Below are 14,771 nucleotides of genomic sequence, written 5' to 3'. Positions count from 1 at the left end.
TGGCTATGGACCAATGACCATTTACCTATATATGATGCGATCGTTAATTTTTTCTCTATTCATGTGTGGACAAACTAATTTTTCGTAGTTTAACCAGATATTATTTCTTTTGCCTGCTGACAGGCAACATACTTAATCAACTTTTTTACAATTTTACAATTTATGGATGGTTCTGCTGGTAATCTCTTACAAATTTACAATCATCAAGTAGGTCTAAAATTTCAGTTATATAACAGCCTCTTTACTGCGCTACCCTTTCACCGGGTAGAAAAAACTGGCATCTTGCTTTCTTTGTTTTTATTGCACTGTGAAGAAGGATACAATAAAAGACAGAGCCCAGAGGATATTATCAATACCTTTATTCAACAGTATACCCCGTACCGCACAGAACAAGAACAAACAGATTTACTTTTCCGCTTTGTGCAATATGCTGAGCGGCAGGTAGTTTTGTTCGATGCCCTGGAAGATGCTGCTTTCCGAGATATACATGATATGAATGGTCCGGGAACTTTAAAAAATTTACAATCGCAGGTACCTAGTAGCAAAACCAGGCAAATATTGGAAAATAAGCTGAAAGAATTTTCAGTCCGGTTGGTATTAACGGCACATCCTACCCAGTTTTATCCTAGCGAAGTTCTAGGTATTATTAATGATTTATCTAAAGCTATTATCCATGACAGTACGGCACAGGTAAATAGTTATTTGCTGCAACTGGGTAAAACACCTTTCTTCAAAAAAGAAAAACCCACACCATATGATGAAGCAGTAAGCCTGATCTGGTATCTGGAGAATGTCTTTTACCAATCAGCCGGGCAAATATTGACTTCGCTGAAAAATCAATTCCCTTCCGATATATATGGCAAGCATGCCATCATTCGAATGGGTTTCTGGCCTGGAGGTGACCGGGATGGTAATCCTTTTGTAAAAACCGAAACTACCTTGAAAGTGGCAGATGCGCTACGGGGAGCTATTATCAGATCTTATTATGCAGATGTGCGGAAGCTGAAACGCCGGCTTACGTTTAAGGGAGTTGCCAATGTATTAGCCACATTGGAACAAAAGCTATTCAATAATTTATTTGTTCCTGGTCATAAAGCAGATCTTTCCAAAGATGAAATTATGAATATGCTGGAACAAATGCGCCAGACGTTGCAGGAAACCCATAATGGATTATTTGTAAACCTGGTAGAAAATCTGCAGCGAAAAGTAGAGTTATTTGGGCTGCATTTTGCCTCTCTGGATATAAGGCAGGATAGTTCGGTTCATGCACAAGCCATGGAAGCAATTGCCGAAAAAAGTTCTTTGCTACCAAAGAATTATAAAGATTTGTCAGAATCACAGAAAATAGCCGCTCTGCTGAAAGTAACTTCCCCTGCTGACCCGGCTATATTGGAAGATGAATTAATGCAGGATACCCTGGAATCTATGGCAGCTATAAAAAATATCCAGCAAACAAATGGAGAAGAAGGTTGCCACCGGTATATTATCAGCCATAGTACCAGCGCCCTGGATGTACTAGAAGTATATGGCCTATTCTTACTTAGCGGATGGAAGCCAGATGAATTAACCGTAGACATTGTGCCGCTGTTTGAAACCATTAATGATCTGCAGCATGCCGGAGAAGTAATGAAAAATCTCTATGAAAATCCGGCTTACCGGCAGCATCTTTCCCGCAGAAGAAATGTGCAGACCATCATGCTGGGATTTTCAGATGGCACCAAAGACGGTGGCTATTTAATGGCAAATTATAGTATTTATAAAACCAAAGAAACCCTAAGTGCTATTTCCCGGCAATACGATGTGGATGTAATCTTCTTTGATGGCAGGGGAGGCCCGCCGGCCAGAGGTGGTGGTAAAACACACCAGTTTTATGCATCTATGGGCAGCAATATTGCAAATAAAGAAATACAATTGACTATACAAGGCCAAACGATCAGTTCCAACTTTGGTACGGTAGATTCTGCCCAGTTTAATATAGAGCAGTTGCTCAACGCAGGTATTACGAATGCCCTCCATAAAACAGATACAACGCTTACCCAAGCAGAAGAGCAGCTTTTACAAGACCTAGCTTTTGAAAGTTATGAGGCGTATAATCAATTAAAGAACCGTCCGGATTTTCTGGATTACCTGAATTATGCCAGCCCATTACGTTATTATGCAGAAACCAATATTGGCAGCCGGCCAGCCAAACGTAAAGCCGGTAAGCTGAATTTGAATGATTTGCGGGCAGTACCCTATGTAGGTTCCTGGAGCCAGTTAAAACAAAATTTACCCGGCTACTATGGTGTAGGGATGGCGTTGGATAAAATGGATAAATCAGGTAGATGGGCAGATGTTGAGCAGTTGTATAAAAACTCTATTTTCTTCCGTACCTTATTAGGTAATTGTGAAATGGCCATGAGTAAATGCTTTTTCCCATTGACAGCTTTCTTATCCGATCATCCTAAGTATGGCAAAGTTTGGAATATGATTTTCGATGAGTTTGAATGCACCAAAAAGCATGTACTGCGTCTGACAGGCTCGGCCAAACTGATGGATGATAAGCCAGTAGAACAACTTTCTATCCAGATGCGTCAACGCATTGAGCTGCCATTGCTTACCATACAACAATTTGCGCTTACTAAAATTCGCAAAATGGAAGAGCAATCAGCAGAAACACCAAACAAGAAAAATTATGAAAACCTCGTAATTCGCTGCTCTTTCGGGATTATTAATGCAGAGAGAAATTCTGCCTAAGCATCTATATTAATTCTTTTCCAGCTTCAATAATAAATAAAACAGAGCAATAGCATCGTATCTATTGCTCTGTTTTTGCCTTAAGAAGGCAGTGTGAAGTTCCCACATAAAAATGGAGGGTACAAAGAGAGCAGATTTATTAATCAAATCACGCTTACTGTTTTCCTCTTCTTAAAGAATCTGTTTTTTTTATGAAGTAATTACAAACGGGCAATTATTATAGCTAATCCTTTGGTGTTACTTATAGAGATTTAGAATATAGCCCTTTTTAAGCTCATCATAAGGAGTAGTTACATTATTTACTTGTAGCAACTTTCAGAGAGAACCCTTGTCTACTATAGTATGTATGAATAGGTATCTAAGAAAAGATCCTTCACTTATGAAATCAGGTTCCATTAAGAATTCGTCTTGCGTAACTTAAGGAATCTATAAATAATAATGCCGATACCAAAAAGTAACAGAAAGGATTGTAGCAGAAGATCATCTGTTTGCTGCAATTGTATATTTTGATAAATAAGATAAATAAGATACCCGACTAAAGCTGCAGGGATTAATATATTGAGATATTTCATAAGATATTGAGACTACTAAGTACACTTGTAACATAACGAAGTAACAAAACAACTAGTTGAGTCATCAAACTCTATTCTTTCAAAATTCAGTTTCAACAGTAGGGAAGTTAATTTAACTACCCCTTTGTTTTAAATCTAAAGAAAGGGGCTAATCTTAATTTGAGTCATTTTTTTTCTCAGTTTCTGTCTGAAAAACAGGGGCTTGACAAACTTCTTTATTCCCATTATTTTTTATCTGCTTGAATTTAACAACCAGGCCTTTTCGATGGCCGGTGAATTAAATTATGCAATAGTGTATACAGTTTAAGAAAAGTTTACGTGGCTTTTTTAGGCCAGAATTGAAAATCCAGCGGCTTATAGTGTTTAAAGTCTACTGAGCTACAAGTGCTGAGTTGCTGATAAATCAATTCAGCTATTCGCCGGTTTGTTTGCCTGCGTAGGAAGGTATTCATAGAGTTGAGATAGGATTGGTCTTCTTGAAGGGCCACTCGGGCAATATTGACGGCACTCAAAGAGAGGTTCAAATGAAAATTCATCTTAGCCTCCTCTCGTGCTTGACATTGGGTCAATCCCGTGAACTGCTTAGCATCGCGAAAAACGAAATTAGAGTTGAAAACGCAGTTGATAGTATTGCACTACTTATTGTGGCTCTTGTTGGAGATCGGTTGAGGCTAGTAAGACATACTTGTTGGTTTTGGTATTGCGCACTAAAACCACTAACAGACTGCGGTGATACTTTTTAGAATATAGCCATTGTGCCTAGAGTTGCAGGTAAGCATATATAGTACCTTCTCCCATATGTGACCAACTTGCCAAGTCCTCAAAGTTGACTTTGCCGGCATATTTACGCCTCGCTCCTCGCTGTTTGGGTTGGCCGACACCTTGCCATAAACCATATGGATCTGCATCTGAGCGAAGCTTGGTGATCAGATGTTTGCCTTGCTGTCGAAGCGTAGAATATGGCGCTCCCAAATTCTGGACATGATCAGGAGAGCACCATACCTGTCCTTATAACATTCCACCAAGTTATTGAAACCTTTCCGGAGTTTGGCTACGTAATGCCCCGATTTCACTACGCCGGGTAGGCAAAGGTTGATGACCTTTGCCTATATCAAAATTTAATCGCTACTAAAATGAAACAGTCACAAACTCCCATCATCAGCTTCAGTCCGGTTATATTACCAGTTCCCGGCCGTCACGTAGACCTCCAAATGAAAGTTTCTGCTCCCGCGAGCGGAAATAACCTGCCCGTCATTCTTCTTTCCCACGGCCATGGCGCCTCCAACTTTCTCTCTTCCTACAGAGGTTATGGCCCACTTGTTGATTTTTTTGCTTCGTACGGGTTTGTCGTCATTCAACCGACACACCAAGATTCCAAAACACTGACACTTGACCCATCCATTCCCGAAGCTCCCCTGTTTTGGAATTCGCGGGCAACGGACATGAAATACATCCTGGATCATTTGGACCAGATTATTTCCACAGTACCTGGGTTAAGCGGAAGGGTCGATAAAACGAAGGTTGCTGCCATTGGCCATTCCATGGGAGGCCACACGGTAGCCATGCTAGCTGGCATGGAGGTAACTGACCCGGCAATAGGTAAAATCGTGAATGCCGCAGAACCAAGATTAAAGGCCCGGGTGCTCATTGGCGTGTCTGGTGGACCCGAAGGATTTAACGGAGCCGCCAGACAGCACTATCCTGTGTTGGCGGCCGGCAATTTCAGCACCATGACTTTGCCAGCACTCATTGTGAATGGGGACAAAGATAAAAACCTCATGTTCTCTGATGTGGACAACTGGCGTGCGGACGCATATTACCAAAGTCACGGTCCCAAGGACCTGCTCACAGTGTTTGGCGCTGAACACATTTTTGGCGGTATATCAGGCTATGATGCCCGCGAGACAAGTGATGAAAATCCGGAGAGGGTAACCTTTGTTTGCGAAAGCATTCTAGCGTATCTTCACAGTGCACTCAATCAGAAAGATGGTAGTTGGGAAGAAGCAAAGAAAGCGCTGAACGGGGTAGCAAGTGCAAAAGGTAGAATTGACAGCAAATTATAAACAGATACTATGAAGGACGAAATGTCTAACCACAGAATCAATTCTTTATCAAGGTTGCATAGGGTGCTGGACATACCGGCACCTATGCACCCCTTGGTAAGTTTGATAAACAATGCAGACGGCGCTATTCCGTTGGCAAAACTACCCAATCCGCATATTCTGAACTTCTACAAGATTTCTTATAAAATGAACTTCCAGGGGCAGTTCAAATACGGGCAGCATTACTACGATTTTGATGAAGGCGGAATGTTCTTTGTTTCGCCCAATCAAATCACCGGAGGTCACCCGCCACTCAGTGATCAATCTGGGTATACTTTACTTTTCCACCCGGATTTTTTATTGGGTTACGAACTCTCTAGGAAAATCAAAGACTATGGTTTTTTTTCCTATTCAATCCATGAAGCGTTGCACTTGTCTGAAAGCGAAAAAGCCACCATCATTTCAGTTTTTCAAAGTATTGAAGAAGAATTGAAAAGCAGAATTGATGCTTTCAGCCAGGACGTTGTTATTTCTCAGATTGAATTGCTGCTCAATTACGCCAACCGGTTTTATAGCCGGCAATTCATTACCCGTAAGGCGGTAAGCAGTACTTTATTACAAAGGGTAGAACAGGTTTTGCATGCCTACTTCAACTCAGAAGTCCTGCAAAAACAGGGTCTCCCAACTGTCCAGTATCTTGCCAGCGAGTTAAATGTCAGCGCCAATTATTTAAGTGATATGCTCAGGTCACTCACAGGGCAAAATGCACAAGGGCACATTCATCATCATCTGATCGAAAAAGCAAAGGAACGATTGTCTACAAGCCAGGCTTCGATCAGCGAAATAGCTTATGAGTTAGGATTCGAACATCCCCAATCCTTTAGTAAACTCTTCAAGCTCAAAACCAGTGTGTCGCCTGTGGATTTCAGGCGTTCTTTCAATTAATGCACAGCAACGTGCTCTAACATGATTACTGACATCAACAATGAGTTCACAATCTGATTACACCAGCCGAGCACAACGAATCACGGCTCGTTTTCCCTTGTTGACATTCTTGTCGATTCAGATCACCTTTTGGATTTTCGCGAACCTCCTTCTTGCGTTACTGATGTATTTCCATGCACAAGCCATTTCCATAACCTACCAGATAAAAGCAGTGGTCAGTTTCGTGCCCCTCTTGATGGTTTCCCTCCTCATGGTTATTTTTTATGGTCTGAGCCTTGGCTTAGCTGACTTTTACCTAAGAAAGGGGTTGTTTAGAAAGAAATCTTTTGCAAGCCTGCTGTTTATAAAAACCCTCATTTCATTTCTTATCCTGACGTTGATCGTGCTGCTGCTTCATTTTGTTTTTTATGATTTTTTCAACATTATATTTTCAAGTGCTGCCAGGATGCCTGTCGCTGCTGCCTGGAACTCTTTTTACCTAGCCTCAGCCATTTATTATTTTTTTATGACCCTGATGATCAGTTTCATCAACCAGATGAACCGCAGATACGGCCCGGGCGTGCTAGTTCCTTTGTTGCTTGGCCGGTACAGAACTCCAAGGGAAGAAGAGCGAATTTTCCTCTTCATGGACCTAAAATCATCTACTTCCATTGCTGAACAATTGGGGCACCTGCGGTACAGCGCATTCATCAGGGATGCATTCAGTGATATCAATGGGGACATCGCCCAATACAACGCACAGATCTACCAGTATGTGGGCGACGAAATCGTTCTTACCTGGCAAACAAGGGAAGGGCTAAGAAATTTTTGTTGCATCCGTTTTTTCTTTGCTTGTGAAAAACGGCTTCGTGCAAGGTCACCATATTATCAGCAACAGTACGGTTGGATACCAGAATTTAAAGCAGGAATTCACGCAGGCAAAGTCACCGCTGTGGAAATCGGAGAAATCAAACTCGAGGTCGCCTACCACGGGGACACGATCAACACAACAGCAAGAATCCAAAGTGTTTGTAATGACTATGGCAAAACGCTGCTGATATCTGAGCCCCTGCTGCAGAAACTGAACGTGCCCGAAGATGAATTTGAAACGGAAACATTGGGTGCCATCCAACTTAAGGGGAAAAAAGAAAATATCGCCATATGCTCGGTTCGAAAGACGATTTGACGAAAATCTATGTTCGTTAGGGCGGTAGGGGGGAAAATTACATACTGATTCCACCCATGCCCCGCTGCTGTCCCCGGGTTTGTTTGATATCCGGCTGCTTAACTGAAATCCCTGCTTCCTGCAGAATGCTCCGGATATTGGCCTGTCGTTTATCTTCGGCACCCGGTACCTGCTCAATGGCCTGTTTCAGCTCCTGGGGTTTTACGATTCCGTGGGTTACGGCCTGTAAAAGTTTACCGGCCAGGGCATTGCTTTCCTTCAAACCTGTTACTTTCTCATTTAAGGCCGATATTTTACCCTCTAGTACGCATTCCGTCTGCTGGGCTACCTTCCCCGCCTGCACAGCCTCATGAAGTGTTTTAAGGCGTTCTTTGGCCTTCCTCTCATTCTCCTGCACCTGGTCCCGCAGAACCGCAGTACCTGGTTAATCCGTTGCGTTTCCTGGATAGCAAACTGCGCCGGATACTGCTTGTAGCCGATTCCCAACTGCGCCTTCTCGGGCGCCTGCACCTCGATGCCCACCGGCTCGAATTTTAAATTCAAGCTCGGCTCTTGGCTGAACTGCTTTATCTCCCCGTAAAAATATTATAATTCCTGGTGCTGCGTCTTTGCTGCCTTCGATGTCCCGCTCCAGGCCCTGGGGCTTTACCTTCTCGGCAAAGCTGGTCTGCATATCCTGCAGCTTCTCCCGGCCGCCTAGAAAATCCCGGTGTCAGGCTCCCTATTTTTCGTACAGCTGTATGGAAGAAAAAATTAATGGATTAAGAGAACGTTTTGGAAGAATAAAAATAGGGTAAAAGAAAGAATCAGTGAGTAAACTTGAGGTGTCTAATCATCAAGTTTATGCAAGAAAAATTCTCTGCGCTCACTGACCCTGAATGGGAAGTTATCAAGGAAATAATTGATAACCAAAGAAAGATTAAACATGAAAAACGGGTGATAATCAATGCACTGCTTTGGCTGCTAACTACGGGCAGCCAATGGCGCAATATGGAAAGTAAGTACCCACCCTGGCAAACCATTTACTATCATTTCAGGCAGTGGAAAAAGCGGGGCATTATTGAAGAGTTGTTAGCTTTTTTAGCAGGCAGAGAAAGAAAAAAAGCAGGCAGACAAGCCCTGCCAAGCGTGTTGGCCATTGATAGCCAAAGTGTTAAGATTATACAATTTACCAGTCAGGATAAAGGCATAGATGGCAATAAAAAAGTGAATGGCAGAAAAAGACATCTGCCTGTGGACTGTTTAGGTATCCCCTGGGCGGTGCATATTACAGCTGCTAATATATCAGACACCACAGCAGGATATGAGTTAGCAGCTAAGTTGAAGGGCAAGTCCGCCCGCCTGCATACCCTGAAAGCAGATAATGGCTACACAGAGACTTTTGTGGAAGAAGTGAAAAAACAATATGGATGGAGTGTAGAAATTGTACAAAAGCCTGAAAGCGTGAAAGGCTTTGTCCCGGCAGGGGGCCGTTGGGTAGTGGAACGTAGCTACGGATGGCTCAATTTTAAGCGTAGGTTGAGCCGTGATTTTGAAAAAAGCACAGAAAGTTCGGAAGCCATGCTACAATTAGCCTTTATTGATACTCTGCTCAAAAGAAAAACCGAATAATATTTCAAAACATTCTCTAATCATTAATTAAGATTTACATAGTAGTATCAAGAAACCGGAAGTTCAATTAACCCCCTTTCTTGATACCCACTACTTCAAATGAATGAGAAGAAATCTGTCTCTTCATTCTATGTGTGACTGGATGAAAAGTTTTAGCTAATTTGCCCCCTAACTTTGATCATCCTACTTACCAGGCTTTGCTAGCCTTAGAGCAGATAACCCCATGTTTAATGAGTGAAATACTAAAAGATTGGTCGAAGATAAAGTTAGTGGTAACCGATATAGATGGTACCCTGGTCAATTCTGCGTATCAGTTAAGTAATGACTTTTATACTGTTTTTGATAAACTACGAGCAAGAGGTATCCTGTTTGCAGTAGCCAGTGGCAGGCAGTTTTTTAATCTAGCCAACCGTTTCGAGGCCATAAAAAAGGACTTGATCTTTATTGCTGAAAATGGAAGCTATGTAGTAGACCAGGGAGAAGAGATCTTGGTACAAGCTATAGAGCAATCGATCGCAAAAGAGTTGCTTGTGGAAGCCAGAACTATTGCTGATACCTATATTGTGCTATGTGGCAAGAAAAAAGCATATGTTGAAAATTCTCATCCCTATTTTATTTCGAAGGTAAAACTTTACTATGATGAGTTTGAACTAGTAGAAGATCTCATGCAGGTAGAAGATGATCAATTTCTAAAAATAGCCATCTGTGACTTAGCCGGAGCGGAAGCAAATAGTTACCGGCATTTTCAGCAAAAGAGAGACTTGCTGCAAGTAAAGGTATCAGGCAAGATATGGTTAGACTTATCCCACAAACTGGCTGATAAAGGAAGGGCTATTGCCCTGCTACAAAATAAGTATAGCATCTCGATTGAAGAAACCATGGCCTTTGGCGATTATTTAAATGATTTGGAGATGATGCAACGGGCCTATTTTAGTTATGCGATGGAAAATGCGCATCCTGACATAAAAAAGGCAGCCCGTTTTAGAGCAAAAAGTAATGATGAAAACGGAGTGCTAGAAGTATTGCAGCAGATGCTGATGACAATAAATTGATCTTTGCTATAGAAACTTGTTTTGCAATGGCAAGGTGAGTTAATTTTACTCCCCCTTTCTTGAAATTTGTTTGCTTGGGCAAGAGAAGAACCACATTCCTAACCATACTGATTGTTTATCAATGGATTTTTTCATATCAACAATCAATCAGACCAGACTCCATTTTTAAATAATTGATACCATTGCTCAATGCCTTCTTCGCTAATGAGGGCAACTTTTTTGAAAACCTCCCTGGCAAATTCTATGGGGGCAACCCCGTTGGCCGTAATGATATTGCGGTCGGTTACTGCCAGATCAGATACATAATTTCTGCTGCCTTTGTAGGCAGGTGCAAATTGCTTTAGATATGGCAAGGCATTACTGGTGTGCTTTATATCATCCAGGTAGCCTTTTTCTGCCATAAAAGTAGTGGCTCCACAAATAGCAGCGATGGTTTTGCCATTGACATGAATTTCTTCAAGCAAATGATCGATGCCTGTCGGTTTTTTTTCCTCCCATACTGTTCCACCAGGAAGAACAAGCATGGAAACCTCCTGACTATTGATTTGTTCGATTGATACATGCGGAGAGATTTTCAGGCCACCACCAGAAGTGATAGCCATTCCATCGACCGTGAATGTGTATACATTGGCTTTATCGCTTTTGTAAAGTTCAGGTGTCAGATAAGCAATCTCCCAGTCTGAAAACCCATCAAAAAGAAAGACATAGATGTTGTGTGCATACATTTTAGCAGTATTGATCATCTTTTGGTAAAAGTGAAAATTTAATTTCTTATCAGAATTGCAAGATTGGACAATATAAACATGTTCTCCTGCTTGTTGCATCTAACTTTTATAAGTTACTTAAACTTCCTCGAGATGCAGTTGTCAGACTCCCTGTTTTTGGAACCTTATGTAGAAGAAAATCTTGAAGATGGATCTCCTTCTAAATTTAGGACAGAATTAAAGTGCAAAAATCAGGCGGATTGATAAAGATTACCTAAGTAGTTTCAACAAAAGCGCTAGTTTTTGGGTTTTACTATTTATTTTTGCCCTTCAAACGTATCCCTTATTCACTGGTGCTTTTTTATTTAACACTTAAAGTTTTCATTCATGGACTTGTATAATCAAATATTTGAGAATAACAGCAAGTGGGTGGCTGAGAAAAAAGCCACTCAGGCTGATTTTTTTCAATATCTCTCTAGAGGACAATCTCCGGAAATTCTCTATATCGGCTGCAGTGATAGCCGGGTAACGGCAGAAGAAATAACCGGAACCGAGCCGGGTCAAATGTTTGTGCACCGAAACATTGCCAACCTTGTTCCTAACAATGATAACAGTTCCCTATCAGTGGTTGTCTATGCAGTAGAACATCTGCAGGTGAAACACATCGTTGTCTGTGGCCATTATTATTGCGGTGGAGTAAAGGCAGCGATGCAAAGTAAAGATCTTGGTGTACTTAATCCCTGGCTTCGTAATATTCGGGACGTTTACCGGTTGCATAAAAATGAACTGAATGCCATTTCCAATGAGGAGGAACGCTATAAGCGGCTGGTAGAGCTGAATGTGCAGGAACAATGTATAAATGTAATTAAAATGGCTGTCTTTCAAAAAGCCTATCTTAAGAATAAGTATCCGGAGATTCACGGTTGGGTGTTTGACATTTCTACAGGCAGACTCATTGATTTGAATATTGATTTCCCAACAATACTTTCTTCCATTCAGGAAATTTATGATCTGACCCAGGAGGTGTAGATTTCTTCATCCTTTGTTTGACATAAACAATTTTAGCATGGAATTCCCTCGTAAGAGTGGACACCAAGTTAATAGCTGTTCTAGATAGCAGCTAAACACATACGTAAATTTATAGAGAAGTAATGCAATTCGCCCTTTTTATATTACCGCTACTTTTGAAGATTCACGATTTTCAGCGAAAGGATTTTATCCTTAAAGACTCTACGAAAAACAGGAAGCCTGACAACCTTTAAGTCTTATGAGGGTTTTCTAGGCTCAACACATGTATCTGTTTATTTGATCTTAGGAAAGATAATCCGTTGCCCATCTGTAAACTCAAAATAATTATGGGTTACTCTTCCCTGATCATTTCTAATAAAAACTGTTTTTCCGAAGTATCCTTCTCCATAAAATGTTGAATCGTTGATAGGAATTAGCTCAGACTTGTCAGTACCTGCATTCAGATAAACCTTTCTATCAATTACAGTTATGGTATCGGCCGTTGATGGACCTGACTGGTAAAGCCCTGCATAGTCTTTAAACACATTAGGGTTGCTTTTCTGAGGTTTTATATACTGTAATGGCAGAGGTGCATACGTGACAAAAGCCATTTTCCACTCTTTCTCCTTCTTAACAAATACTTTTGTATAACGGCTATTAAAATAGATGGTGTCTGTATGGAAGACTTTAAAAGTTTGTTGCAGAGCAGTTACTATCACTGTATGATCATAAATGCGATATACTTTACTAGTAGTCTATAAACATTAAATAGTCGGGTATAGTTTTTTGAGTTTAACCCTGGCATCTTGATTGGTGAACTGCCAATTAGCTTTTACTGCTTTGTTATTTCTGCTCTCCTGCCAGGCGCTTAGCTGTTTTATTAACTCATCCTCTGTGGCAATGTGCCTGTCAAGGCAATCTCTTTGTAACACTGATAGCTCTATTTCTGCCATATTGAGCCAACTGCCATGAGCCGGGGTAAAGATAAACTCTATCCTGTCTAAATACGCTTTAGCTTTCTCAGGTTGATAAAGTTCATAAAAAGCACTTGGTTTGTGAGCCGACAAGTTATCCTCTACTAAAGTGATTTTCTCGCATGCTTTGTAAGTAGTATCCAACAACCGGCTTAGAATCTTTACCCAGGTGAAACGGTTGTGGTTTTGCTCCACAAAACAATATCGTTTACCGGCTAATGGCTCAAAGACCATATAGATATCACGCACTCCATGTCTTGTATAGATACTGTCCTGATACTGTTTTCCATCTTTGCCTATGAAGTGTTTGCTTTCAATAAGTTGTTTGGGTGATTCATCCAAAGTGACCAGCAGCTGCTTTTCATCATATGGCCTTTCATAGACTGAAATCACTTTTTCCATTTGATAAACAAACCCTGCATTTTGTTTAGGGGGGATCACCCACATGGGCCTCAGCCAAGGCTTAAGCTCATTTTTTTTAACAGGCTTGCCACACTCGTATGGGAAATGGAGTCAATCACCTTGAGTTCTACTAATCTGTCTGCCAGCAGTTGCAGTTTCCATTTTGCCTGTCCTTGAGGCGGCTCACTACAGACTAATGCCAGCAGATGCGCTTCTACCTTCCCATCTATCTTTTTGTCGCTTCTTAATTTTCTTGTTTTCTTATCAAACATGCCCATGCCCTGCTCACAAAAACACTTACGGATACGCTCCACACTTCTGGTAGATAATTTATAAGTTTCTGCCAACTCAGTCTCACTTTGCCTGCCTGTTGTTTCATCGCTGGCTAACAGCACATAGGCTTTTTGAATATCTTTGGCCTTTCGGCTGCCTTTATTTATCCAACTACTTAAGATCCTTCTTTCTTCAGCACTGAGGGTAATTCGATAAATGACCATGGCTTTTTTGATCAAATTACCTAATTTACCTGACATCTTATATTTTATGAACTACTAGTTGGTCGCTTACTACACTGTTTTGGTCATAAGCTTCTTCCTGAATATTTAAAATTTTATCTATCTCTGCTTGTATAGCTTTATTGTCAATAGAGCTATTGTCCTTGCAACCTACAAGAAAACTAAGAAGTATCATGCTTATAAATACCGGTTTAAATAATTGAAAGTTTACTCTGAGAAATTCCATATAACTTCAGATTTATTCACACAAATTTTGCAATCTTTAACATACTTAGAACATTTAAAGGAAAAATTAGTATGAAAGATAAAAATGGTGTAGAACTACAAGCACCTGAAGGTAAATTCAGGTTAGTGCAAGTTGATACCTTTGATGGAGAAAGCTGGGTATATGCCGATTATGATACTCTCTCAGAAGCCAAATATGAATGTGTAAGAAAAGGAGATACGATGCTGAAAGCTTATTTGTATGATGATCAGGGCAATTGTATTGATGAAGCTGGAAGCTATTAAAATAAAACGTCTCTCCAGCCTGAGTCAGCTACGAATAATATATAAAATTAGACTATCTTATTTGAGAAAGAGATTATACCTATACAAATGAGTATTGATGGAAGAAAAATATACTTCTGCTAGCGTTAAATTACAGCTTGTCTGCCACATGCATAGCTACGACTATAGACAGGAACGGCAATGGATAGGAATTATCATTCGCATTATAGATGGGGAAGGGATCTACAATCAATTTAAAAATAAACAGAATGATTTGTATGTAGAGTTGATGGATACAGCCAGGAAAGAGGTAAATGCCCTAGATCCTGAGTATATCTATGCAACCCCTCAAAAATGGGTCTTCAGTAAAAATGAGATATTTATTTCTGTCAAATTCTATCTTGAAGACAAAGGATAAGCCTTTTATCACCCTTATTTATCAACACAGTTCACCACTAGCCTTACATGATTCTAGATATTTTAGAGAGGAGTTATTTTGACTACCCATTTTAAGTAACCAATTGACTAGTAGGTAATTTTCATAAGCTTAAATAGC

17 protein-coding genes are annotated in these 14,771 nt (G+C 40.7%); 9 read left to right on the top strand and 8 right to left on the bottom strand.

The window, feature by feature from the left end; genetic code table 11:
* Nucleotides 1–162 precede the first annotated feature (162 nt).
* Nucleotides 163–2,736 (top strand): phosphoenolpyruvate carboxylase, encoded by a 2,574-nt coding sequence (locus tag GXP67_RS36515; protein WP_162447690.1) that lies wholly within the window; start codon nt 163–165, stop codon nt 2,734–2,736.
* Between the two features lie 886 nt (nt 2,737–3,622).
* Here the strand turns inward: GXP67_RS36515 and GXP67_RS36510 are convergent.
* Nucleotides 3,623–3,760: a hypothetical protein gene (locus GXP67_RS36510; RefSeq protein WP_162447689.1), complete on the bottom strand. Its 138-nt coding sequence runs from the start codon at nt 3,758–3,760 to the stop codon at nt 3,623–3,625.
* Nucleotides 3,761–4,067: 307 nt separating this feature from the next.
* Nucleotides 4,068–4,280, bottom strand: coding sequence for a hypothetical protein (locus GXP67_RS36505; protein ID WP_162447688.1), 213 nt, complete (start codon nt 4,278–4,280; stop codon nt 4,068–4,070).
* 161 nt (nt 4,281–4,441) lie between these two features.
* Between GXP67_RS36505 and GXP67_RS36500 the strand changes: the two genes are divergently transcribed.
* The 3 genes from GXP67_RS36500 to GXP67_RS36490 are packed head-to-tail and all read left to right on the top strand — an operon-like array spanning nt 4,442 to nt 7,460.
* Nucleotides 4,442–5,371, top strand: a complete 930-nt coding sequence (locus GXP67_RS36500; RefSeq protein WP_162447687.1) for an alpha/beta hydrolase family protein — start codon at nt 4,442–4,444, stop codon at nt 5,369–5,371.
* Between the two features lie 9 nt (nt 5,372–5,380).
* Nucleotides 5,381–6,295 carry a helix-turn-helix domain-containing protein gene (locus GXP67_RS36495; protein WP_162447686.1) on the top strand — a complete coding sequence of 305 codons (915 nt, stop codon included), beginning with the start codon at nt 5,381–5,383 and terminating at the stop codon, nt 6,293–6,295.
* Nucleotides 6,296–6,335: 40 nt separating this feature from the next.
* On the top strand, nt 6,336–7,460 hold the full coding sequence (locus GXP67_RS36490) for an adenylate/guanylate cyclase domain-containing protein (protein ID WP_162447685.1): 1,125 nt from the start codon (nt 6,336–6,338) through the stop codon (nt 7,458–7,460).
* Between the two features lie 37 nt (nt 7,461–7,497).
* Here the strand turns inward: GXP67_RS36490 and GXP67_RS36485 are convergent, their stop codons facing one another.
* Nucleotides 7,498–7,803, bottom strand: a complete 306-nt coding sequence (locus GXP67_RS36485) for a hypothetical protein (protein ID WP_162447684.1) — start codon at nt 7,801–7,803, stop codon at nt 7,498–7,500.
* A gap of 500 nt (nt 7,804–8,303) precedes the next feature.
* Here GXP67_RS36485 and GXP67_RS36480 point away from each other — a divergent pair, with 500 nt between their 5' ends.
* Nucleotides 8,304–9,071, top strand: a complete 768-nt coding sequence (locus GXP67_RS36480) for an IS5 family transposase (RefSeq protein WP_162441358.1) — start codon at nt 8,304–8,306, stop codon at nt 9,069–9,071.
* A gap of 230 nt (nt 9,072–9,301) precedes the next feature.
* Nucleotides 9,302–10,123, top strand: coding sequence for an HAD family hydrolase (locus tag GXP67_RS36475; RefSeq protein ID WP_162447683.1), 822 nt, complete (start codon nt 9,302–9,304; stop codon nt 10,121–10,123).
* Between the two features lie 143 nt (nt 10,124–10,266).
* Here GXP67_RS36475 and GXP67_RS36470 read toward each other — a convergent pair whose 3' ends face one another.
* Entirely contained in the window at nt 10,267–10,866 is a 600-nt protein-coding gene (locus GXP67_RS36470; RefSeq protein WP_232064823.1) for a type 1 glutamine amidotransferase family protein, read from the bottom strand.
* Between the two features lie 348 nt (nt 10,867–11,214).
* On the opposite strand from GXP67_RS36470, the gene GXP67_RS36465 reads away from it, so the two are divergent.
* Nucleotides 11,215–11,856, top strand: a complete 642-nt coding sequence (locus GXP67_RS36465; RefSeq protein WP_162447682.1) for a carbonic anhydrase — start codon at nt 11,215–11,217, stop codon at nt 11,854–11,856.
* A gap of 272 nt (nt 11,857–12,128) precedes the next feature.
* Here the strand turns inward: GXP67_RS36465 and GXP67_RS36460 are convergent, their stop codons facing one another.
* The 4 genes from GXP67_RS36460 to GXP67_RS36445 are packed head-to-tail and all read right to left on the bottom strand — an operon-like array spanning nt 12,129 to nt 13,952.
* The gene (locus GXP67_RS36460) at nt 12,129–12,554 is read right to left on the bottom strand and encodes a hypothetical protein (protein ID WP_162447681.1); all 426 of its coding nucleotides are present in this window, start codon (nt 12,552–12,554) and stop codon (nt 12,129–12,131) included.
* 45 nt (nt 12,555–12,599) lie between these two features.
* Nucleotides 12,600–13,256, bottom strand: a complete 657-nt coding sequence (locus tag GXP67_RS36455) for an IS630 family transposase (protein ID WP_162442048.1) — start codon at nt 13,254–13,256, stop codon at nt 12,600–12,602.
* 5 nt (nt 13,257–13,261) lie between these two features.
* Nucleotides 13,262–13,744 carry a helix-turn-helix domain-containing protein gene (locus GXP67_RS36450; protein ID WP_197901563.1) on the bottom strand — a complete coding sequence of 161 codons (483 nt, stop codon included), beginning with the start codon at nt 13,742–13,744 and terminating at the stop codon, nt 13,262–13,264.
* Nucleotide 13,745: 1 nt separating this feature from the next.
* Nucleotides 13,746–13,952 (bottom strand): hypothetical protein, encoded by a 207-nt coding sequence (locus GXP67_RS36445; RefSeq protein WP_162447680.1) that lies wholly within the window; start codon nt 13,950–13,952, stop codon nt 13,746–13,748.
* Nucleotides 13,953–14,023: 71 nt separating this feature from the next.
* On the opposite strand from GXP67_RS36445, the gene GXP67_RS36440 reads away from it, so the two are divergent.
* Together GXP67_RS36440 and GXP67_RS36435 are read left to right on the top strand one after the other, a co-directional pair.
* A complete protein-coding gene (locus GXP67_RS36440) occupies nt 14,024–14,236 on the top strand; it encodes a hypothetical protein (protein ID WP_162447679.1) in 213 nt (70 codons plus the stop codon).
* 148 nt (nt 14,237–14,384) lie between these two features.
* Nucleotides 14,385–14,633: a hypothetical protein gene (locus GXP67_RS36435; protein ID WP_162447678.1), complete on the top strand. Its 249-nt coding sequence runs from the start codon at nt 14,385–14,387 to the stop codon at nt 14,631–14,633.
* Nucleotides 14,634–14,771 lie beyond the last annotated feature (138 nt).

Origin of the sequence: Rhodocytophaga rosea, assembly GCF_010119975.1 — a bacterium.
Lineage (GTDB): Bacteria > Bacteroidota > Bacteroidia > Cytophagales > 172606-1 > Rhodocytophaga > Rhodocytophaga rosea.
The sequence above is the reverse complement of the archived record's forward strand: the minus strand, read 5'-3'. Positions and strand labels throughout refer to the sequence as shown.